19 protein-coding genes are annotated in these 19,857 nt (G+C 39.9%); 14 read left to right on the top strand and 5 right to left on the bottom strand.

The features are described 5' to 3' along the window. Positions 1–23: 23 nt before the first annotated feature. The 3 genes from ACIQZD_RS21870 (at position 24) to ACIQZD_RS21860 (ending at position 2,578) form a co-directional block, all read left to right on the top strand. The gene (locus ACIQZD_RS21870; protein WP_402906365.1) at positions 24–1,202 is read left to right on the top strand and encodes an LL-diaminopimelate aminotransferase; all 1,179 of its coding nucleotides are present in this window, start codon (positions 24–26) and stop codon (positions 1,200–1,202) included. Positions 1,203–1,626: 424 nt separating this feature from the next. Next, positions 1,627–1,899, top strand: coding sequence for a phage holin (locus tag ACIQZD_RS21865; RefSeq protein WP_137019549.1), 273 nt, complete (start codon positions 1,627–1,629; stop codon positions 1,897–1,899). A 199-nt stretch (positions 1,900–2,098) separates the two neighbouring features. After that, positions 2,099–2,578, top strand: a complete 480-nt coding sequence (locus tag ACIQZD_RS21860; protein ID WP_289348859.1) for a C40 family peptidase — start codon at positions 2,099–2,101, stop codon at positions 2,576–2,578. Between the two features lie 86 nt (positions 2,579–2,664). On the opposite strand, the gene ACIQZD_RS21855 is transcribed toward ACIQZD_RS21860, so the two are convergent. Further along, a complete protein-coding gene (locus ACIQZD_RS21855) occupies positions 2,665–3,201 on the bottom strand; it encodes a GDYXXLXY domain-containing protein (protein ID WP_402906362.1) in 537 nt (178 codons plus the stop codon). Further along, positions 3,194–4,252, bottom strand: coding sequence for a DUF2157 domain-containing protein (locus ACIQZD_RS21850; protein ID WP_402906360.1), 1,059 nt, complete (start codon positions 4,250–4,252; stop codon positions 3,194–3,196). The genes ACIQZD_RS21855 and ACIQZD_RS21850 overlap by 8 nt, the downstream gene beginning before the upstream one ends. A gap of 234 nt (positions 4,253–4,486) precedes the next feature. Between ACIQZD_RS21850 and ACIQZD_RS21845 the strand changes: the two genes are divergently transcribed. The 6 genes from ACIQZD_RS21845 to ACIQZD_RS21820 all read left to right on the top strand — a co-directional run bounded on the left by ACIQZD_RS21845 (position 4,487) and on the right by ACIQZD_RS21820 (position 13,519). Continuing rightward, entirely contained in the window at positions 4,487–4,807 is a 321-nt protein-coding gene (locus ACIQZD_RS21845) for a PadR family transcriptional regulator (protein WP_101225495.1), read from the top strand. Continuing rightward, complete coding sequence (locus ACIQZD_RS21840) at positions 4,804–5,358, top strand: HAAS signaling domain-containing protein (RefSeq protein WP_402906357.1); 555 nt, start codon at positions 4,804–4,806, stop codon at positions 5,356–5,358. Before ACIQZD_RS21845 ends, ACIQZD_RS21840 begins: the two co-directional genes overlap by 4 nt. Next, positions 5,351–6,145, top strand: a complete 795-nt coding sequence (locus ACIQZD_RS21835) for a DUF4097 family beta strand repeat-containing protein (protein WP_402906355.1) — start codon at positions 5,351–5,353, stop codon at positions 6,143–6,145. Before ACIQZD_RS21840 ends, ACIQZD_RS21835 begins: the two co-directional genes overlap by 8 nt. 242 nt (positions 6,146–6,387) lie before the next feature. Next, complete coding sequence (locus tag ACIQZD_RS21830) at positions 6,388–7,350, top strand: sensor domain-containing diguanylate cyclase (protein WP_402906353.1); 963 nt, start codon at positions 6,388–6,390, stop codon at positions 7,348–7,350. 138 nt (positions 7,351–7,488) lie between these two features. Next, positions 7,489–8,685, top strand: coding sequence for an MFS transporter (locus tag ACIQZD_RS21825; RefSeq protein WP_402906351.1), 1,197 nt, complete (start codon positions 7,489–7,491; stop codon positions 8,683–8,685). Positions 8,686–8,848: 163 nt separating this feature from the next. After that, a complete protein-coding gene (locus ACIQZD_RS21820; RefSeq protein ID WP_402906349.1) occupies positions 8,849–13,519 on the top strand; it encodes a hypothetical protein in 4,671 nt (1,556 codons plus the stop codon). Positions 13,520–13,685: 166 nt separating this feature from the next. Here ACIQZD_RS21820 and ACIQZD_RS21815 read toward each other — a convergent pair whose 3' ends face one another. Together ACIQZD_RS21815 and ACIQZD_RS21810 are read right to left on the bottom strand one after the other, a co-directional pair. Continuing rightward, positions 13,686–13,934 (bottom strand): hypothetical protein, encoded by a 249-nt coding sequence (locus ACIQZD_RS21815; RefSeq protein WP_402906347.1) that lies wholly within the window; start codon positions 13,932–13,934, stop codon positions 13,686–13,688. A 106-nt stretch (positions 13,935–14,040) separates the two neighbouring features. Continuing rightward, a complete protein-coding gene (locus tag ACIQZD_RS21810; RefSeq protein ID WP_402906345.1) occupies positions 14,041–14,967 on the bottom strand; it encodes a glycine-rich domain-containing protein in 927 nt (308 codons plus the stop codon). A 249-nt stretch (positions 14,968–15,216) separates the two neighbouring features. Between ACIQZD_RS21810 and ACIQZD_RS21805 the strand changes: the two genes are divergently transcribed. The 5 genes from ACIQZD_RS21805 to ACIQZD_RS21785 all read left to right on the top strand — a co-directional run bounded on the left by ACIQZD_RS21805 (position 15,217) and on the right by ACIQZD_RS21785 (position 19,304). After that, positions 15,217–15,447, top strand: coding sequence for an excisionase family DNA-binding protein (locus tag ACIQZD_RS21805; RefSeq protein WP_283900766.1), 231 nt, complete (start codon positions 15,217–15,219; stop codon positions 15,445–15,447). Positions 15,448–15,669: 222 nt separating this feature from the next. Next, the gene (locus ACIQZD_RS21800; protein WP_230178816.1) at positions 15,670–16,689 is read left to right on the top strand and encodes an AI-2E family transporter; all 1,020 of its coding nucleotides are present in this window, start codon (positions 15,670–15,672) and stop codon (positions 16,687–16,689) included. Positions 16,690–17,026: 337 nt separating this feature from the next. Further along, positions 17,027–17,848 carry a basic amino acid ABC transporter substrate-binding protein gene (locus ACIQZD_RS21795; RefSeq protein WP_137024064.1) on the top strand — a complete coding sequence of 274 codons (822 nt, stop codon included), beginning with the start codon at positions 17,027–17,029 and terminating at the stop codon, positions 17,846–17,848. Positions 17,849–17,928: 80 nt separating this feature from the next. Beyond that, positions 17,929–18,585 (top strand): amino acid ABC transporter permease, encoded by a 657-nt coding sequence (locus ACIQZD_RS21790; protein WP_402906341.1) that lies wholly within the window; start codon positions 17,929–17,931, stop codon positions 18,583–18,585. After that, positions 18,582–19,304 (top strand): amino acid ABC transporter ATP-binding protein, encoded by a 723-nt coding sequence (locus ACIQZD_RS21785; RefSeq protein WP_076371113.1) that lies wholly within the window; start codon positions 18,582–18,584, stop codon positions 19,302–19,304. The genes ACIQZD_RS21790 and ACIQZD_RS21785 overlap by 4 nt, the downstream gene beginning before the upstream one ends. A 62-nt stretch (positions 19,305–19,366) precedes the next feature. Here the strand turns inward: ACIQZD_RS21785 and ACIQZD_RS21780 are convergent, their stop codons facing one another. After that, positions 19,367–19,738, bottom strand: coding sequence for a hypothetical protein (locus tag ACIQZD_RS21780; protein WP_402906338.1), 372 nt, complete (start codon positions 19,736–19,738; stop codon positions 19,367–19,369). Positions 19,739–19,857: the final 119 nt, after the last annotated feature.

Genomic DNA, 19,857 nt, shown 5'->3' with positions numbered 1-19,857 from the left:
CATTAATGGAGGGGAATTGTAGAATGAATATGACTCCATCTGAAAAAGTCGGAAGATTCGCAACAGGGATATTTTCAGAGTTGGCGAAACGCAAGCAGGATGCAATGAAACGTGGGCTGGATGTTATCGATTTGAGTGTAGGAAGTCCGGATTTACCACCGCCTGATTTCGTAGTGGATACGCTTGTGAAGTATGCGCAGGATCCGAGTTCCTATGGGTATACGTTAAAAGGTACGCCTGAATTCCATGAGGCAGTCCGTTATTTTTATCGGATGCGTTATGGAGTGGAGCTGGATGCAGAAAGGGAAGTCCTCCAACTGATGGGATCGCAGGATGGCCTTGCACACTTGGCAACGGCGATGATAAACCCTGGAGATTATGTGCTGGTGCCAGATCCGGGATATCCAATTTATGAAGCGAGTGTAGAGCTTGCCGGCGGAATCATTTATCCGATGCCGCTCACTGCCGAAAATGGATTCCTGCCGCAGCTCAACGGAATTCCGGATGAAATAGTGAAAAAGACCAAAATGATGATCATCAGTTATCCAGGAAATCCTGTCACCGCCCTTGCTGATGAAGCTTTCTTTTCGGAAGTCATATCGTTTGCGAAAAAGAACGAGATCATGGTGGTTCACGATTTTGCTTATTCCGAATTGATTTTTGATGATCATCCGCAAATTAGTTTTATTTCCATTCCTGGTGCCAAGGAAGTGGGGATTGAGTTTAACTCACTTTCCAAAACTTTTAACATGGCCGGCTGCCGCATTGGGTATGCGGTGGGCAATCAAGAGGCGCTGAACATCCTGGGAACGTTGAAATCACACATCGATTATGGGGTTTTTTATCCTATCCAAAAAGCTGCCGAGATGGCGCTAACTTCCAATCTTTCGCTGCTGTCCGAACAGGTTAAGGAATACGAGTCCCGACGTGATGCCTTGATATCAGGTCTTGCGAGAGGGGGCTGGCATGTGCCGAAAACCTCAGCCACCATGTTTATTTGGGCCAGAATTCCTTCTGGCTGGAAATCACGTGATTTTGCCTATGCATTGATTGAAAAAGCAGGGGTCACGGTCGTTCCAGGCGATGCTTTTGGGAAGCAGGGTGAAGGGTATGTTCGGATGGCCTTGGTCCAGCCGACCGAAAGATTGACAGAAGCTGCCGAACGGATCAGATTGTTTTTGGAGGAAGAAATTGGAGTTTGAAATCAAGCATTCAATATAATCAGGTTATAAATTGCCTCAGCAGTATAAACGGTTTTGGCTGGCAGAGGACTTGCCGCCAGTATCATTTCCGGGGGAGATTGAGAGAAAAGGTTTGCGGACGGTGACTTCCTTTAGAGGCAGAAGCTTATTTAAGTAAAGGAAGGAATCAACTGGCACGCTGAGGAAGTATATAGAGCTTTAGGAAGTTGTTGCTTACTTGTCAAAGTGAGGCACTCTATCGTTTTTAAAAACTATTTGAAGTTTAAGAGAAGGTCCATCCACCCGATGGGCTTTTTTATGTTAATGGGAAACTAGAACGATAGATTGTTTATGGAGTTTCCGAACGTAAAAAGGACAAGCCGCATAATATATAGCAAGTCCGCAACTATTTTCGGACTTAATATGATAGAGAGGGGGAAAAGCAATGATCAACTGGAAAGTGCGTCTTAAGAATCCGACGTTTATATTCACGGTACTCCTTCCTGGGCTTTTATTATTGGCGCAGATGGTTGCCGCGTTCATAAACAATTTCATTACCCCTATAGGCTTTACCATTACTGATGATGCATTGAACGGGGCTTTAGGCATCATTAACTTCATAGCGCTTACATTCTTTGGGGTCGGCGGTGTGGTCGATCATACCACGAAAGGTCTAAGCGATAGTGAGAATGCACGACAATACGATGAGCCTAAGTAATGGGCACTATTCTTTCATCTATTAAAGAGTAGAATATACCAGATAACACCGTAACTTGCTACACAACGGCGTTATCTGGTTATTTGTTTTTTTGCAGAGAAATGATGATCGCACCAATTAAAAATGATTTTGGTCTGAAAACCGAAATGCAGCATACATTTAAAATTGTGGTTCATTTTCAGTTTGGGGAGGAAAAAGGATGAGTTATAGTTTACAAGTTTCAAAATGGCTTGCAGCCATAGTTTTGATCGGAGCATTATTGACGGCATTCATATTCAATCCGGCTAATGCTTCAGCCTCTATCAATTATGGCGATGAAGTTGCCGCTTTGGCAAAGAAGCAGGTGGGAAGCAATTATAAATATGGGGGGACGACCCCAAAAGGGTTTGATGCTAGCGGTCTAACCCAGTATGTATATAAAAATGCTGCGACAGAAATGAAGATTCCAAGAACGAGTGCGGAACAGTATAAAACCGGAAAGGCCGTTAAGCAAAAAGATTTAAAAGCGGGAGATTTGGTTTTCTATGCGACAGGTAAGAAAGGGCAGGTGTCTTTTGTAGGAATCTATTATGGAAATGGTACATTTATCGGGACCACCACCAAAGGGGTCAAGGTCGTCAAAATGAGTGATAAGTATTGGAAAGAAAAATATATAGGGGCAAAACGAGTCATTAAGTAACATCTGATGTTCATATGAAAAAAGTCCAGCAATAAAAAGAGCATCGTAAACCCGATGCTCTTTTTGCTAGTCATTTCCGGTTTCATTCATTCAATGATGATATCCGTTAAAACAACATTCCCATTACGAACCTTTACGACGGCGACTGAAGGATTGGCCAATGCTTCCTTCTCCATTTCCTTTGCCTTTTCTTCGGATGCGAAATAATTGTCCAGACCGTATCTGATCTGAATGGTTTTAGCATTTTGCAGGTCATATGGGATTTCCAATTCCCCTTTTAGGTAAACGCCTTTACTAGGTTTTTCTTTCGTTACGTAATCGACAACGTATAGTCCATCCTTATTTTGTTTTAAACGTACATATACCTTTTTAAAATCACCCATATTTCTTGTATGGAACTCGGTTTTAATCGAGTCATCGACCTGTGATGGCTTAACGGATTCAATTTCGTATTTCAAAGCCACATAGCTTCCCCTAAACAAGTCAGTCGGGTCGACCGGGGCTGTTTTGATCTTGATTACATCTCCTGTCATTGTTGTCCAGACCGGAGGAGTCGCCAAGACTAACAGGATCAAGACTGGAATGGAAAATACGATAAGTGGCCGGAATAATGGATTATTCATTGAGCTCCCCTCCTTTTTTTCGTTGATTTTCAAAGAAGAAGCCAAAACCGATAAGCATGATTCCGCCGATGATGAATGTAAGTGATTTTGGCAGGAAGTCAAAAGAATAGATGTAATATCTGAAAATCAGTGCACATATTATCACGATGCTGGTCAAACTGCCTTTTAGAATGAGATAAAGAAGAAAAACGAAATAAGCTAAAGGGAACCAGATTGAAAAATCAAAGGTAAGGAAGAGTGCAGTAATACCGTGTAAGATATGCCCTTGTATGTGGGTGATGTTTTGTAATTTGGCTCTTACCGGAATATAGGCAAGTACGATTCCCAGCACAAACAGAATGGAAAGGACAATCGTATTCGAATTTTCAAACTCCAGCTTCGGCACGAATTCCATAAGAAATAAGGCAATTGTATTGATGGCTAAAGCGTTAATGAAAAAGGTCAGATATTTAGGGTAATCGAATTTCTTTAACATAATGTATAAAGCCGGTAGAAATACAAGAATGGCAAGCGGATAGGACGTTTCATCAACGAATATACTTCCGTTAATATAAATGAAAAGCAGGAAAGATGTAAAAAGGAGAACGAATACATCCTTCAAATAATATCCAATGAATACCGTACCGATCGCCCATAAAAGAAAGGAACTGTTGAAATTGATGCTGATATTAAACATCTGCTCAATTAGAAAAACCCCTGCACCAAAGATCAGAATACCTGCATAATGCAGACTTCGTGACGTTTTGGGAAAGCGTACCTGCACCTTCACGCCAGCAAAGTTCACTCCGATGAGGCATGCAATGATAAGCAGGAATTTAACCGCTTTACTTAAATAAATCCAGTTGCTGGCTACGAAGGTCAATACGCCTAAACCTAAAAGAAGTGCCCCAATGGATAATAGAATAGTGATGAAGCTCAAATTACCTTTTACGTCATAGGAATCTAACATCCTCACTTTCTCTTGCTGGGAGATGACTCCTTCCTTTTCAAGGTAATTAAATTCATGTTCAAGAAACTCGAATTGCTTTTTCGTTATTTCTTTGTTGGCCAAAGTAACTCCTCCTTCCATACTTTACTATTATATATCGTATTCTCTTGCAGCTTTGAATATAATGTTAATTTTCTTCTACTCTTATTGGAATGCATGTAGTACCAAAAAAAAAAAAAACAGTACCTTGCAATGAACAGTACCATATGGTAAATTATTTACATAAGATGTATTGTTCGGTGTTCAGTACTGTTTATTGAACTATACTGAAGAACTTTTGGAAGGAGTGATGGTGCTATGAATGTGCAATTTAAGAAAGGTGTCCTGGAACTATGTGTCCTGGTCTTATTGGATAAGCAGGATCGCTATGGGTATGAACTTGTACAGAAGATTTCGGATCAAATTGAAATATCGGAAGGGTCGGTATATCCACTTTTACGACGATTGACGAAGGAAGAGTATTTTACGACATATTTACAAGAATCAACAGAAGGGCCTCCGCGCAAGTATTATACATTGACCGACAAAGGCCGGAGATACCTTCAAGAGCTGTTGACGGAATGGAATGAATTTTCCAATGGGGTCAATCAATTAATCAAGGAAGGTGTGAACCAATGAATAAAGAACAATTTTTAAAACAATTGAATGCTTCTTTAACCAGACTTTCCTTAGAGGAACGGGAAGATATCCTTCAAGATTACGAAGAGTACTTCGAAATTGGAATGGAAGAAGGGAAGTCAGAGCAGGAAATCTCCAAATCGCTTGGGAATCCTAAACAGATTTCCAAGGAACTGATGGCATCCTATCGTCTTGGTCAGGTCGAACAAACCACTTCTGCAGGTAATGTAATGCGGGCAGTTTGGGCAGTCATTGGTTTAGGATTCTTTAATTTAGTGATCGTTTTGGGACCATTTATAGCATTGATCGGAGTTGTCATTGCTGGATGGGCTTCGGCGATAGCATTCATTCTAGCTCCGTTGGGCGTTCTTTTTAACCTTGCGATAGGTAACTTTCAATTATTCGATCTTTTCTTCGCAATGGGACTATGTGGGATTGGCATTTTCATTGCGATGGGAATGTTTGTCGCTACCAGTGCTTTAACTAAAGGATTCATTCGCTATTTAAAATTTAACGCTTCTCTTGTGAAAGGCGGTTTGAAAAATGATTAATGTAAAAAAATTATCGATCATTGCACTTGTTTTGTTATTGATCGGAGTAATAGGATGTCTGTTTACGTTTTCCCAAGTGACGAATAAGGAAACGACTACAGAGGAAAAAACGATTTCGGAAATCGTAACGGACATTCGGATCGACACTGACAATGCAGCTGTAGAGATCGTTCCAACCAAGGATAAGGAGACAAGGATAGAGTTGGTTTCAAAAGGGATGGATGTTTCTAAGTTGGATTTCACCGCAGATGTGGAAGGGAAGAAGCTTTCGGTACAATTAAAAGATCGACGTACCTTTAGCTTTGGTTTTCATATTCAATCCTTACATTTAAAGGTGTATGTGCCTGATGAATCCTATAAATCCTTGGTCGTCGAATCCGATAATGGAAAATTGCAAATATCAGGATTGAAAAGTGAAGATCTAAATGTGAAATCTCAAAATGGCCGGGTAGAATTAAATGATACAATAACCGAAAAAGTTGAAGTGAAATCTGCTAATGGAAAAGTAGAGCTTAATAATGTGGAGGGAAAACTGGTTGGGTCATCGAATAACGGTAAAATCACATTGGTCACGAAAGACTTGGATAGGGAGATCGACTTTGAAAGTAATAATGGTAAAATCATGATCAAAACGGAGAATGAACCGACAAATACAACTTTCGATGTTCATGTTGACAATGGGAGAGTGGATATCCTTGGTAAGTATGAGGGAGATACTGTCATTGGCAAAGGTGAAAACTTAGTGAAATTGGAAACGAATAATGGGAAAATCGAGATAACGAAATAGTCGTGAAGCATGAAAAAGCCGATCCAATTGGAATCGGCTTTTTTCAATTATGCGGCCATTGCTAGAAGCTTTCCCCTTTACTTAAGGAGATAAGGAAAAACATTTAAAGTTTTTCCTTTTAGATGTTTTTGGAATTATAATATATAAAGGATAATTATGTTAAAAGTAATGAGTGTAAGTCCGCCATCAAATCTAAGGATAAGATTTTAATGAAAATGACATCAAAAGTATGGGGGCGTGGAATGAAATTCAATAAATTGTCATTGGATATATTTAAACGTACGATCTTCACTCGCAAGAAAAGGGAAAAGGACTATCAGAAGAAAGGATTCGAAGTGCAAAAAAAGGTTTTTAATATAGTGGAAAGTTCTAAGGATATTATCTACTGCTACGAAACAAACCCAAGTTCCAAGTTCAGGTATCTAAGTCCATCCATCAATACACTTTTAGGTCATGGCGTCTTGGAAGAAGCATACAATGACCCTTCCTCCCCTTTCGAAAGGATTCATCCTGATGACTTTGAAATCCTGAATGAAAAGATATACGTTGGGATTGATTATACTAAGCCAGTCATTCAACGCTGGAGAAATATCAAGGGGGATTTTTTGTGGTTCGAGGAATATGCTACACCTATATATGAAAAAGAGCAATTGGTAGCCGTTCAAGGAATCATTCGCAATATCGATGAAAGAGTGAGATTCATACAGGATATTGAGTATCAAATGTCCCATGACCCATTAACGGATATTCATAATCGACAGTTTTTTGATAATATATTTGCCAAATCCAATCTGGATTTTGATACTCCGGTTGCCATGATTTTGTGTGATTTAGATGAGCTGAAATATATGAATGATACGTATGGCCATAAGAAAGGGGATGAATTGATTAAAGAAGCGGCAAATCTATTGAAACGGATTTTCTCGGACATCGCTGTTTTAGCGAGAGTGGGAGGAGATGAGTTTGCCATTCTGCTGATTGATAGAAGCAAGCGAGAAGTAAAATCTCTTTGTGAATTATTAAAGGAAGAAATTTTTTTGCAAAACTCCCTAAAAAAAGGCCCTCACATCAGTATGTCATTTGGGCATGCTTACCGTTCGCATTCAAAAGGAAATATGGAAAGTTTATTCATGGAAGCGGATCAAAAAATGTTTCAAGATAAACGGCGAAGAAAAGAACAGAAACTCGTTCGGGCGGGTAGATGAAAGATATAGGGGGAGTCCAGTGTCATACTGGGCTTTTATTTATATATATATATTTAGGTACACGAAATAAATTACTCGCTTATTTTAACCAATTTTAGTAAACTGGCAATGACTATTTTAATTAGAAGGTGAAGGGATATGAGGGAAACCTTAGTGGATGAACGTGTAAGAGGGGCTGATAAGATCTGGACACGTGATTTCATCATGATTTGTTTGGCAAATATGTGCATCTTCATGGGGTTTCAAATGACGATGCCGACCCTCCCGCTGTTTGTGGAACAGCTTGGCGGTGACGATCGCCTGGTGGGGGCTGTCCTTGGAATCTTCACTTTTTCGGCCTTGCTCGTTCGGCCAATTGCCGGCAGATTATTGGAGACGAAGGGAAGGCGCATGGTTTTTCTTGCCGGTTTAGCCATTTTTGCATTGTCAGTGGGTTCCTTCGGTTTTATGGGGAGCATCGGCTTGTTATTCATGATGCGGATTGTACAGGGCGTCGGCTGGGGATTTTCTTCAACGGCTTCAGGAACGATTGCTTCCGATATAATCCCTGCGAAACGGCGTGGTGAGGGGATGGGGTATTACGGATTATCGGGTAACTTAGCACTGGCATTCGGGCCATCATTGGGTCTTTTTCTAGTTACGGTCCTTCCGTTTCAAGAGCTGTTTTTGATCTGTTCATTATTAGGATTGTTTGCCATCGTTACAGCATCACTTATTCGGTATCAAAAAGTGGAAAGCGATCCTTCCGCGGCTGTCAGAGCCAAAAGGTTTGATATATATGAAAAAAGTGCCCTTCAGCCATCATTGCTCATTTTCTTCATTTCCGTTACATTCGGTGGAATTGCAACCTTCCTTCCCCTGTATACAGCGGAAAAAGGTGTAGATGGAATTCAGTGGTACTTTTTAGTATATGCAATGGCCCTCATGGTCACGAGATTATTCGCGGGTCGATTATATGACCGAAGGGGACATCGAGCCATATTCGTGCCTTCAACAGTACTCATCATGGCTGGGATGCTCTTGCTTGCGTGGATGCCGAGTGAAGCGGTCCTTTACATTGCGGCAGTGCTTTATGGATTCGGATTCGGTTCTGTCCAGCCGGCGCTGCAGGCATGGTCAATTGAAAAGACGGCACCAAATCGGAAGGCGATGGCGAATGCCACATACTTTTCATTTTTCGATCTTGGAGTGGGCATAGGAGCCATCGTGTTCGGGCAGATAGGCTTCCTCTTCGGCTATAGGAGCATCTATATCACGGCAGCCGCCTCGATTTTCATTTCAATGATCGTTTATTTATGCATTATCAAGAGCGAGGATAAAGTAAAATCAATATAGGGACGTTGAATGGCTTCAATGGAAGTCATTCTTTTTTTGAGTCAGTAGGAACACCCTTGGTTATTATCCTAAATATTTAAAAAATGGAAAAACTTTGTTATTATCGAAAAGAGAATATACATAAGATGATAGAAGGTCTATTTGAAGGAAGGGGAATCTTGGAATGAATGATTCTTCAAACGAAGAAATGACATTAGAAAGAAGGAAGCGTATTTTCCAAGAAGAGCTGGATGTTTTATGGGAAAGGCGGCTCATCCCTAAATCAGAATATATCCGGATTAGCAGGGCATACAATCGGCATTTCCAATTAGCCCTCCATAAACAAAAGCGCTTAGAGCAAGAAAAGAAGAAATCCACCCATGGTACTGATACGATTATCGGTGAAAGTATCGATAAGAGGGTTCAGGATAGCCTGATTGAAGAATCTTCATTGCAATTACAGGAATCCAGTGGATTAAACGAATCGATAATGAAGGATGAGAAGGCCGGATATGCTCCTATTGAATCCCGTTTAGAGGAGAGCCTTGAACCTTTCAAGAAGATCACTGATAGGAAACTGGTTATTCAACAGCAGGCCATCAAACGGGAGAAACCGGTAAAACCGGAAAAGCCGAAGAAAACACCTGAGCAAATCAGGGAACGGAATATTTCTGTCATCCTGCTCACTGGGGTCATATTGCTTCTGTTTGGCGGGTTGATTTTAGCAACCACTTCATGGGGGGATCTGGATGCGGTCCTGAAAGTTCTCTTCATTGGAATGATATCCGTCATTTTTGCAGGGATGGCCTTCATCGCTTCGAAGCTGAAAATTAAACAGACCTCTTTTGCATTCCTGACGCTTGCGGGTTTATTCATTCCGATTACGATTTTATCAGCTTCATATTATCGGATTTTTGGAGAGTACCTCTCACTTAATGGTGGTGGGCGGGGGCTTCTGGGGTTTCTTGGGGGATTACTCTGCTTAGTCATTTATTGTAAGATTGCTGACTACTTCAAGTCGAAAATATTCATTTTCATTTCAATATTCACGTTTGGCATTACCTGCTATTTCGGATTGGCTTTTGTGACGCCGACTATCGAGTGGATGTTTTTGGCGATTGGCGTTCTTAATTTAATGCTATTATGGAATATTGAGCAATTGAAAAATCAAAAAGCATTAACGTTATTTAAACCATTCATTTTTCAATTTATCCAGTTTAAGATTATCGTGGAGGCCTTTGTGATCCTGACGTTATTTTCAAGCAACTTGGTGTATTCGCTAACGTTGATGGTCTTTTCTGTTTTGTTTTTAATTTTTTCGGTCAAATTCCAAAAAAAATATTATGAAATGGCTTTTAGCGCCGTTTTTACGTATGGATATATCCATCTTGTTTATAACTCGTTTTTAAGTGAGTACATGATCACTGCATTTGCACTTGTACCAATCATTTTTACTATGCTATCGAAATATCTGGCTAAATCCAAAATGACTAAGCTTTCCAAGAACTTCATGTTCACCAGTTTGATTGGGAGCGGGATCGTTTTCTTGTATAGTAACGCGATGGTGTATCAGGAGAACTATGCGCAAATATTCGTCGCGCTCATGTTAGTATCCGCTCAGCTTGCCTATGTTTCCCTTCAATCGAGAAATTCAAGCCTCACGTACCCGGCTGTTGTTATTTTCGACTTAGCGTTCCTATATCTTTTCTTTGCATTGCCAGTTTCTTTTTCTACCATCTTAAATCTTATTTTTGTTATCCAGGTCATTCAATATCTTGGAGCATATTTATATAATCGTCACCCAAGGTACAGCCTGTTTAGGAAAAGTATCTTACTTATCTCCCCAATGATCATGTTAGTGATACTGACCATTAAATTCAGCGAAATGGATTGGCTTGCAGTTAGTGCGGCGCTCGCCATGATCTCTGGGCTTTTCTTCATCACATATATAAAAGACGAATCAAAGCATATGAAGGAAAATGCCTTATACGGATTTCCAATCACTTTCATACTGGCTTTGGTTGCTTTCTATCCATATTTGAGGGAGAGTTTAGAATGGGTTCGGTCAAATATCCCGCTCAGCGTCTATTTAATGGGTGTTTCACTGATTTCCATCGGTGCAGCTTACACATTTAAAAAGGGATACCATAAATTCTTTCCTGTTTTTGCATATAGCGGACAGATTCTTTCCTTCCTTTCCTTGATATCGATTCCATTCGATTCACTGAATCCTTTGGAGGCAAGCGGAGTGATTGGCGTAGCTACTGCAATAAACGGCTGGTCCGTCCATATCCATCGGAAGCACATATTCTGGGTGCCTGTCGTGATTACAAGTGCCAGCTTATATGCTTCACTCTACGATGTTTTTGATTTTGGTTCAATGGTGTTGAGGATTGCGTTCGTGTTACTCGGCCCCATTATCTTTTTCCTATTAGGGGAATGGCTTGGGAAATATTCAAAAAATGGGAAACTGTATTTCTTTTACGCAAGTCACCTTGCCAATTTACTGGCGATTCCTGTTGGATATTTGCTCATTATTTATACGGAAAGCTCACCGTTACTATATGTTGCACAACTGTTGATTTATATTTTAAGTGCTTTAAGGGCACATGAGAAATGGGCCAAATGTATTTTTACGTACCTAGGATTTTCAGTCCTTTTCCTACAGGTCCATTTATTTGTGGTAAACATGGAGCAAATGGTATTCATTACATCAATATGCATGATGATTACAGCAGGACTCATAACCATTCTGTGGGCGTTATCCAATAAGAATTGGAAAGGCATCATGGAGTATTACCTTATTCCATTCATTCATTTAGGTATAAGCATATCCATTTTGGAAACTGCAATCCGGGACTTTCCACTTAACCGGGAGTTGGTCTGGGTAGGGGTGATGACTGTACAACTCTTGTTTGCCTGGTATCTGCTCATGCAAAGGAATTGGCGGAACTATGTTGTGGTTCCTCTAGGCCTGGCGTACATCTTCTATAATATGTATGTAAATACATTACCTCTGGTTATGGCGATTATCGTATTGCTTGTATGTATGGCTGTGATGGTGATGGCTAGCAGACGCCTTTTCAAAGGATTGCCCAACCAAGAGGGAACGAAGAGAGTCATTGATTATTATCGGATTTTTGGCTTGTTATATCTGTGTACTCTGAATCTGGAAGTGTTTATGAGCGATACAGATTCTGCGATTTTGGGGATTTTTGTTTCCCTGCTGTTGCCTAGCTACTTCATCCTGATGAGAAGATTCACGATCTATAAGAAAGAAAAAAGCATTTACTCGGGAATAGCGGCCATCATCGGCCTTTTCCCGTTCATCAATATCATAGACTATGCCCATACACTCCCAATCGTAACGAGTTTGGCAGTTCTTTTTGGCTGTTTGGCAGGAATGTTGTTGTTAAGCAGGCTGTATTCCAGCGGATTACTCAAGAAAAACGGATCAGGCATCATCAGCTTTGATCCTTTCAGGATTTATGGTTTATTCTTTTTGATCGATATGAATGCAGAGGTTTTTAATGATACTAAGCATCAGTTACTCCAAGTCTTTGTATCGCTGCTGTTAACCGCTTATTTCATTTTCCTGAGAAGCTTGACAACGGAAAAGCTAGAAAGGAAAATCTATTCCAATATTGCTGCACTAGTCAGTCTGTATCCCTTCTTAATCATCGTCGGCTATGCCGACAGCTTATCGGTTGTAACGGGATTGATGTTCCTTTTCGGCTGTATGTCAGGGATGCTGCTTTTAAGCCGGCGTTATTTCGATGGTTTAATCAAAAAGGAAGAAACAGGAATTACCTTCGATGCATACAGGGTATATGGCCTGCTGTTTTTACTGGCCATGAATCGGGGATTTCCAGTAACTGAAACATTGACCCAGTTACTCGAAGTTTTTGTATCGCTCTTGATCACGGTTTACTTCATCTTGATTGGAAGTTTCACAAAGGATGTAAAAGAAAAGGGCATCTACGTTTGGCTGACGGGAGTTCTCAGTTTGTATCCGTATTGGACCATCATCATGTACGCGGACACATTACAGCCTTTCGTTGGAACGGCAGTCCTTTTTGGGTGTACGGCCATAATGGTACTGCTAAGCAGGAAATACTTTAAAGGACTGCTTGATAAAGGCGGGGCAGGACTTCAATTGGATTTTTACAGAGTCTATGGTCTGTTGTTTCTTCTTGCCATGAACATGGATGTTTTGACGGGGGGACCGGCACCTTTCATTTTGGAAATCTTCGCGGCACTTCTGATTCCAGCCTATTTCATTTTGATGAGAAGCACGACGACAGGCAAGATGGAAAGAAAGACCCAATTGGCTGCAGCGATTTTGTTCAGTCTATATCCGTATTGGGTCATTGTCGATCAGTTCACGATCGCTCCTGTACTTGAGGAGGAGGTGAATATTCTGCCGCTGTTCATTGTCAGCACCACTCTGCTGAGGAAAATCTTTGTTAAAGGCAAAATCACACAATATATCGAAAGTGGTATTGTTTTCCTCTTGTTTCTAGCCCTGATCATTGATGCAATGGCAGGAAACACCTTATATGATGCCCTCATTATCGGCACGGTGTCATTGGCAGCAATGCTGTTTGGATTCATGATGAAATACAAATCCTATTTCATCGCTGGGACTGGGACGATTTTATTCAATGTCTATATGAATACCAATTCGATGTGGAGCGAGATGCCATGGTGGCTGTATTTAATCATCGGCGGAGGGCTGCTTATCGGAATTGCATCTTTCTTTGAATGGAAAAAACAAAAAGATAACAGGACTTCTAAGGAGGTTCTTGAGAAAAATAAACAGAGGATCAAGAATTGGTTCAATCGGTGGAATTAATGAAGAAGGAAATGGAATGCGTCAGACGACTTAAGAAATTTCCGATGAAGGCGATGCTTACCTTTAATTTGAAGAAGATAGCCAATCTCTTAACCTTGGAACAAAATTTCAAAGGGGGTCGGAATTTATAAATTCCGACCCCCTTTTGTCTACAAACCGAGAGCACTTAAAAGCTCTCTTTCTCTGCTTCTATTTTTTTTATTTCCTCTTGCCAATCATGAATTTCTATTTCCCACCGATCCATATTAGTTTGCAAAATATTAATTAAAAATGGAGAAAGGACATTTCTATATTTTTCTAATTCTTGAATTAATTTCACTCGATCTTCAGTTAAACCTTGCACTAATTTTTTTTTGCTTTCCAAATTTGCATAGACAAAAACTGGTCTGAATTTTCGTATCTCATTATCATGCATATCAGTTGTAACTCCTTTAAAATTGAGTGAAAAACTATGCTTCATCAATCCAGTTCATCTAATGCTTGTGTATACAAAAACGCTTGGATTTCTCCAAGCGAAAAGCTCAAGACGAACAAGAACTGCATGAAGAACAGCTAGAAGAGGAATCAGAACTGCTGTCATGGGAACCGTTATGGCCACCATGATCTGCATGGCCGGATCCAGAGGAAACTGTGTTCGGTTCATTCCCGAAAATATCTTTAAATTCGCTGTCAAAATCATCGGTGCTTGCATAAGTGAAATAGGCAGGAGCTGCGTAGTCAGTCTGATCGTACGTTTTCCGCCAATTCAATTCTGTCATGGGGCGATTTTCTTTAAATTGGGAAGTGAAAGATTCAAAGGTCCGTTCCGCTTGCATACTTGTCGGTTTCCGCATATATTTCTCTTTTAACTGCTCCAGCTCCAGCGTTTCAAAATCGCGGAGAAGCGTTAGCCCTTTATCATGTTTGAAAAATTTGCCCCATTTTTGAATGGAATGGGAGTCCACCGTAAATAGCTGTACATAGTAAAAGTCAAAAAGAGTACGCTCTTCGGGTTTGAAAACAGGTTCTGAATGAGGATGGTGCTGAATGGTCCTACCGATGAAAGCCTGGCAAAACTCATCATATTCCTGTCTATAGTTCAGCATGATATGCCATAACTCATCGATGACTGAATTAAACATTTCAACTTTTCCAAACACAGCAGTCATGATCAAGTAGCGTTTCAATTCACGCCAAGCCTGATTGACCTTTAACTGTGAGTCCCGAGGATGCTTCAGGCGGAATTCAGCATTGACCTTTTCCATATAATTGAAATCTAGTGCTTTATTAAGCTTTTCTATCAATGCTTTTGAAACGATTTCCGTTGCATGCAGATCTAAAGTTTCACCATGGTATTTACGGAATTCATTTTGATAGCGTTCTAATTTAGCCGTTTCACTTAGCCCTTTAACGAAATTGACCAGGAAAACAGCAAAAATTGCCGCAAGAATGACATAAAAGAAGGTCATTTTTGTCCACTCCTCTTAATCTATGGATATATTGCTTTAACATTATCTTACATGTTGTTGGAAGGGATTGTAAGTTTTTTATCTAAGATATTCCATTGGTGGAAATTGATTAAGCTGGTGAGGTTGCATGACAATACTCTGAATCGGGTATCGTCCTTTCCTTGGCATGTAAGGGGTTTTCAGTTAAAAATCAAGCGCTTCAAATAATGCCTCATATCTAGTATAGTAGAGAGGAAAAGGGGTGAAGGCATGTACTTGACAGTAAAAGAGACTGCGGAATATCTATCGATGCCGGAATCTTATATAGAAAGTTTGATCGTTCAAAATAAAATTCGCACCGTTCATGATGGTGAGCAGCATTTGATTTTTAAAGATCAGTTCAATATGCATCTTGAACAGATGGAGAAATATAAGAAGGAATTAGCGGATTATTATAACGAACCCATCCCCGAAGATATCGATGTGAAGGATGAAGATTAGCATCTGCCGATTTGGCAGATGTTTTTTCATGCAGAAAGAGCTGTGAATTTAATGATCTAATTTTCGAAAAAGGTCTTAGCTACGTCACCATCCTGGGTCTTACTGATCATTCAAATAATTTTGTTGTCAATGCAAGGTAATTGTAGTAGAATTCCTCAATTCCGTGTAAAATGAAAGGTAGATGGAATTATCACGGCAGAATGGTAGTTAGGAGATAGGTAAGTGGTAAAAGAGTATTTGCAAAGCGAAGGTTTTTCAAGGTTAATTACATTAATTGTGTTAGTTCTCTTTTTAATAAGCATCGGCAGTATGGTTAATATCGTGTTATTCACATTTGTTTTCACTTTCCTGATGGGACGGCTGGAGCAATTTATCATGATTCGGCTGAATAAAGTGATGCATATCAACTCTAAGGTTGTTATAAGCTTTTTATATGCAGTCGTCATTTCTTGTTTAGCCATCGTTCTTTATAAATATCTACCGGTCATTACGCTACAATTCACGGAATTAGTGACACAGATCGTTTTCTTCTTTCAACATCCACCAGATAGCAGGGTCATTCAATATGCCATTAATATAATGAACGAGCTGCGATCGCCGCTGGATCTTCAAACACAAATGAATACACTCTATCTTTATATATCCGATTTCGGTAAACTGGCATTTCAAATTTTCATTTCCATGTTGCTTAGTCTATTTTTCTTATTGGAAAAAGATAAAATCATTCGTTTCACTTCTAAATTCAAGCGGGCCAAATTTAAATCTTTCTTTATAAACTTAAGCCACTTTGGCGTCAAATTCATCAATTCATTCGGAAAGGTGATTGAGGTCCAGTTCTTGATAGCCATTACGAATGCTGTCCTATCTGTAACTTTCTTATGGATTCTTGGCTTCCCGCAGTTGCTCGGTCTAGGGATCATGATTTTCTTCCTGGGTTTGATTCCGGTTGCAGGGGTCATCATCTCCCTCATTCCACTTAGCATGATTGCCTATAGTATCGGCGGCATGCCCAAAGTGATTGCTGTATTAATCATGATTGTTGTGATCCATGCAATTGAAAGCTATATTTTAAATCCGAAATTCATGTCGGCAAAAACAAATCTTCCAACATTTTTCACCTTCATCATCCTATTATTTTCCGAGCATTTCCTTGGGATATGGGGATTGATCATCGGAATACCGATCTTCATCTTCCTGTTGGATATGTTAGATATTGAAGAGGGGAATAAGGAAGTTCCATAATAATCATTTGAGCAGCGGCCACGCTAATATGGCCGCTGCTTTTTTTGTTCTATTAAACCTTTTGAAAGGTGGCGTTATCTGATTTCAATATAATATCCATTAATTCGAGTAAAGGGTAAAAGGGAGTAACTTTCCCGATTAGAGCAGAGCTGCGTTTTTGATTTACCAAGTTAATTGATTAAAATTTTATTTTACTAAAGTTATTTATCGACTTTTTATTGCATAAAAAAACAAATAAACGTATAATATTCTTAAAAGAATATACTGAATGTTCTCTAAAGTTAGATTTATCTGTTTTTTTTAAAAGAGAGTTTACGAGAGAGAAGAGGGGATTATTTTGAAAAAGGTTTCTTTTTTAGTGTTTGCCATGGTAGCTTCTTTGTTACTAGTCATGACAGGATGCGGGAAGGGGAAGGAAGTCTCGACAACTGGAAAGGAAGAAGAGTCCAATGGAAAAACACTCAGGATCGTGACGGACGCCAACTATGCTCCATTTGAATATCTTGAAGGAGATAAGATTGTAGGATTCGATGTTGATTTCATCAATGCCGTTGCAAAAGAAGCGGGTTATGAAGTTAAATTGGAAAGTGTTGGCTGGGATCCGATTTTTGTTGAAATCGAAGGTAAGAGAGCGGATGTCGCCATATCTGCGATTACAGTGAATGACGAAAGAAAACAATCTTATGACTTCTCGGTTCCGTATTTCTTATCCACAAACAAGATTCTCGTTCCTGAGAATAGTGATATAAAATCAGGAAGTGAATTGAAAGGAAATGTAATTGCCGTTCAGACTGGTACTACCGGACAGGAAGCGGTAGAGAAACTCCTTGGAAAGAATCACAAGGATATCAAAAAATTCGAAAATAATAACCTGGCCATTCAGGAATTACTAAAAGGCGGAGCTGCGGCTGTCGTAGCTGATAATACGGTTGTTGAAGAATATGTGAAAAATAACCCCGATCAAAAACTGAAAGTCGTTGAAGATAGCAAAAGTTTCAATGAGGAGTTTTATGGTCTTATGTTCCCGAAAGGCAGTGAATTGAAATCGGAGTTCGATAAAGCCGTGAATGCCATTTATGAAAATGGGAAATATGCAGAAATTTATAAAGAGTGGTTTGGTACTGATCCAGATATAGAAACATTGAAAGCACAACAATAAAAAAACAAATGGATAGTAAAAGATTGCGTAACTTTACGTGTGAAGTTACGCAGTTTTTTTGGCCTTAGGAGGGAAACAAAATGAGTTTTCGCTGGGATATTATTTTTGAATATGCTCCTTTCTTATTAAAAGGAACATTGCTTACTATAGGGTTGTCAGTTTCCTCCATCCTCATCGGAACCTTTTTGGGGTTATTGATCGGTTTAGGGAAAATCATGAGAAACAAGGTGCTTGCCTTTCCATTTTACTGTTATGTCACGGTTTTTCGCGGAACACCGCTTTTAGTTCAAATCTTTTTAATCCATTTTGGAATTGTGCCCTTTTTTACCGGGGAAACGAATGCAGTAACTGCCGGTGTCATTGCTTTATCTTTAAATGCAGCCGCATACATTGCCGAAATTTTCCGGGCGGGCATTCAATCCATCGATAAAGGGCAAATGGAAGGGGCCCGTTCATTGGGAATGACCCATGTCCAAACAATGATACATATTGTATTGCCTCAAGCTTTCAAACGGATGATTCCTCCGTTAGGAAATGAGTTCATCGTATTATTGAAGGATTCATCCCTGCTTTGTGTCATTGCTGCCCCGGAATTGATGTATTGGGGGAAAGCAATGGGGAGTCAGTACTTTAAAGTGTGGGAGCCATACTTGGCGTGTGCCTTCATCTACCTATTCCTTACCCTCATTTTAAGTTTTGTATTAAATAGACTCGAAAGAAGGTTGAAAACAGAATGATAAAGGTGGAGAATCTTAAGAAGTCATTTGGCGATAATGATGTATTGAAAAATATCAATGCAATCGTTTCCCCTCGGGAAGTAGTCGTGGTAATTGGTCCTTCTGGCTCGGGAAAATCCACTTTCCTGAGGTGTATCAATCAACTTGAAACGATAACGGGAGGCCATATTTTCATTGAAGGGCTTGATACGACAGACAAAAAGGTTAATATCAATAAAGTCCGGACGGAAGTTGGCATGGTATTTCAGCATTTCAACTTATTTCCACATAAGACTGTTCTTGAGAATATAATGCTTGCGCCTATAAAGGTACGCAAGATATCCAAAGAACAGGCTTCCCAAAGAGGGATGGAACTGCTTAAGAAAGTCGGACTTGCCGAGAAAGCGAACGCATATCCGGATTCATTATCGGGGGGACAAAAGCAGCGCGTCGCAATTGCCAGGGCGTTGGCGATGGAACCGAAAATCATGCTATTCGACGAGCCGACTTCCGCTCTAGATCCGGAAATGGTCGGCGAAGTCCTTGAGGTCATGAAGCAGCTGGCTAAGGAAGGCATGACCATGGTAGTTGTGACCCATGAGATGGGGTTTGCAAAAGAAGTTGGAGATCGCGTGATTTTCATGGACGAAGGTTATATTATTGAAGAAAATATTCCTAGTGAGATTTTCAATAATCCCCAACAGGAAAGAACTAAAGCCTTTTTGAGCAAAGTGCTTTAATTACACGTAAAGAAAAAAACCTTCCATAAAGGGAGGTTTTTTTTGGAGTATATCAGGGGGATTCATTTGATGTATGAAGCGCCTAAAAGCGATTCAGGGCTTTTACCGAGCACAAGCATACTGATTTTGGCATATCCAATATTTTCATTTTGGGAGAAGGTCTGAAGTAATGCCTGGATATTCGGATCATCCTTTAACTTTTGAACTTCCTCTATATATAATCCGATAACGGAGGGCATAACGAATTCAGGGGTGTATTCGTTAGGGTTTTTATCCATGAGTAATGTGCCCATAAATTGATATTTAAATTGAAGAGCCCGTGTTAAGGCAACGACATGGAGCAGTTTATCAAATAGTTCGGGGTATGAATATTTAATTTTCTCCAGAGCTGCTTCTGTTGCCTGTAACTCATCGACACTAGATAAAGTGATCATGAATATCTCCTTTTTAGAATATATGGATTCATCAGCATTTACCGTGCTTTTTACTTATACTAGTCTAACCCCGCCGTAACCCATTGTAAAATGGTTAGATGTTATCATGTGCATAACCT

The organism is Peribacillus sp. NPDC096447 (genome assembly GCF_044762725.1).
Lineage (GTDB): Bacteria > Bacillota > Bacilli > Bacillales > DSM-1321 > Peribacillus.
The sequence above is the reverse complement of the archived record's forward strand: the minus strand, read 5'-3'. Positions and strand labels throughout refer to the sequence as shown.

Bases quoted from the DNA above. Each gene is read 5' to 3' on its own strand.
- ACIQZD_RS21870 (WP_402906365.1), top strand. From the start codon at position 24: ATGAATATGACTCCATCTGAAAAAGTCGGAAGATTCGCAACAGGGATA.
- ACIQZD_RS21865 (WP_137019549.1), top strand. From the start codon at position 1,627: ATGATCAACTGGAAAGTGCGTCTTAAGAATCCGACGTTTATATTCACG.
- ACIQZD_RS21860 (WP_289348859.1), top strand. From the start codon at position 2,099: ATGAGTTATAGTTTACAAGTTTCAAAATGGCTTGCAGCCATAGTTTTG.
- ACIQZD_RS21855 (WP_402906362.1), bottom strand. From the start codon at position 3,201: ATGAATAATCCATTATTCCGGCCACTTATCGTATTTTCCATTCCAGTC.
- ACIQZD_RS21845 (WP_101225495.1), top strand. From the start codon at position 4,487: ATGAATGTGCAATTTAAGAAAGGTGTCCTGGAACTATGTGTCCTGGTC.
- ACIQZD_RS21840 (WP_402906357.1), top strand. From the start codon at position 4,804: ATGAATAAAGAACAATTTTTAAAACAATTGAATGCTTCTTTAACCAGA.
- ACIQZD_RS21835 (WP_402906355.1), top strand. From the start codon at position 5,351: ATGATTAATGTAAAAAAATTATCGATCATTGCACTTGTTTTGTTATTG.
- ACIQZD_RS21830 (WP_402906353.1), top strand. From the start codon at position 6,388: ATGAAATTCAATAAATTGTCATTGGATATATTTAAACGTACGATCTTC.
- ACIQZD_RS21825 (WP_402906351.1), top strand. From the start codon at position 7,489: ATGAGGGAAACCTTAGTGGATGAACGTGTAAGAGGGGCTGATAAGATC.
- ACIQZD_RS21820 (WP_402906349.1), top strand. From the start codon at position 8,849: ATGAATGATTCTTCAAACGAAGAAATGACATTAGAAAGAAGGAAGCGT.
- ACIQZD_RS21815 (WP_402906347.1), bottom strand. From the start codon at position 13,934: ATGCATGATAATGAGATACGAAAATTCAGACCAGTTTTTGTCTATGCA.
- ACIQZD_RS21810 (WP_402906345.1), bottom strand. From the start codon at position 14,967: ATGACCTTCTTTTATGTCATTCTTGCGGCAATTTTTGCTGTTTTCCTG.
- ACIQZD_RS21805 (WP_283900766.1), top strand. From the start codon at position 15,217: ATGTACTTGACAGTAAAAGAGACTGCGGAATATCTATCGATGCCGGAA.
- ACIQZD_RS21790 (WP_402906341.1), top strand. From the start codon at position 17,929: ATGAGTTTTCGCTGGGATATTATTTTTGAATATGCTCCTTTCTTATTA.
- ACIQZD_RS21785 (WP_076371113.1), top strand. From the start codon at position 18,582: ATGATAAAGGTGGAGAATCTTAAGAAGTCATTTGGCGATAATGATGTA.
- ACIQZD_RS21780 (WP_402906338.1), bottom strand. From the start codon at position 19,738: ATGATCACTTTATCTAGTGTCGATGAGTTACAGGCAACAGAAGCAGCT.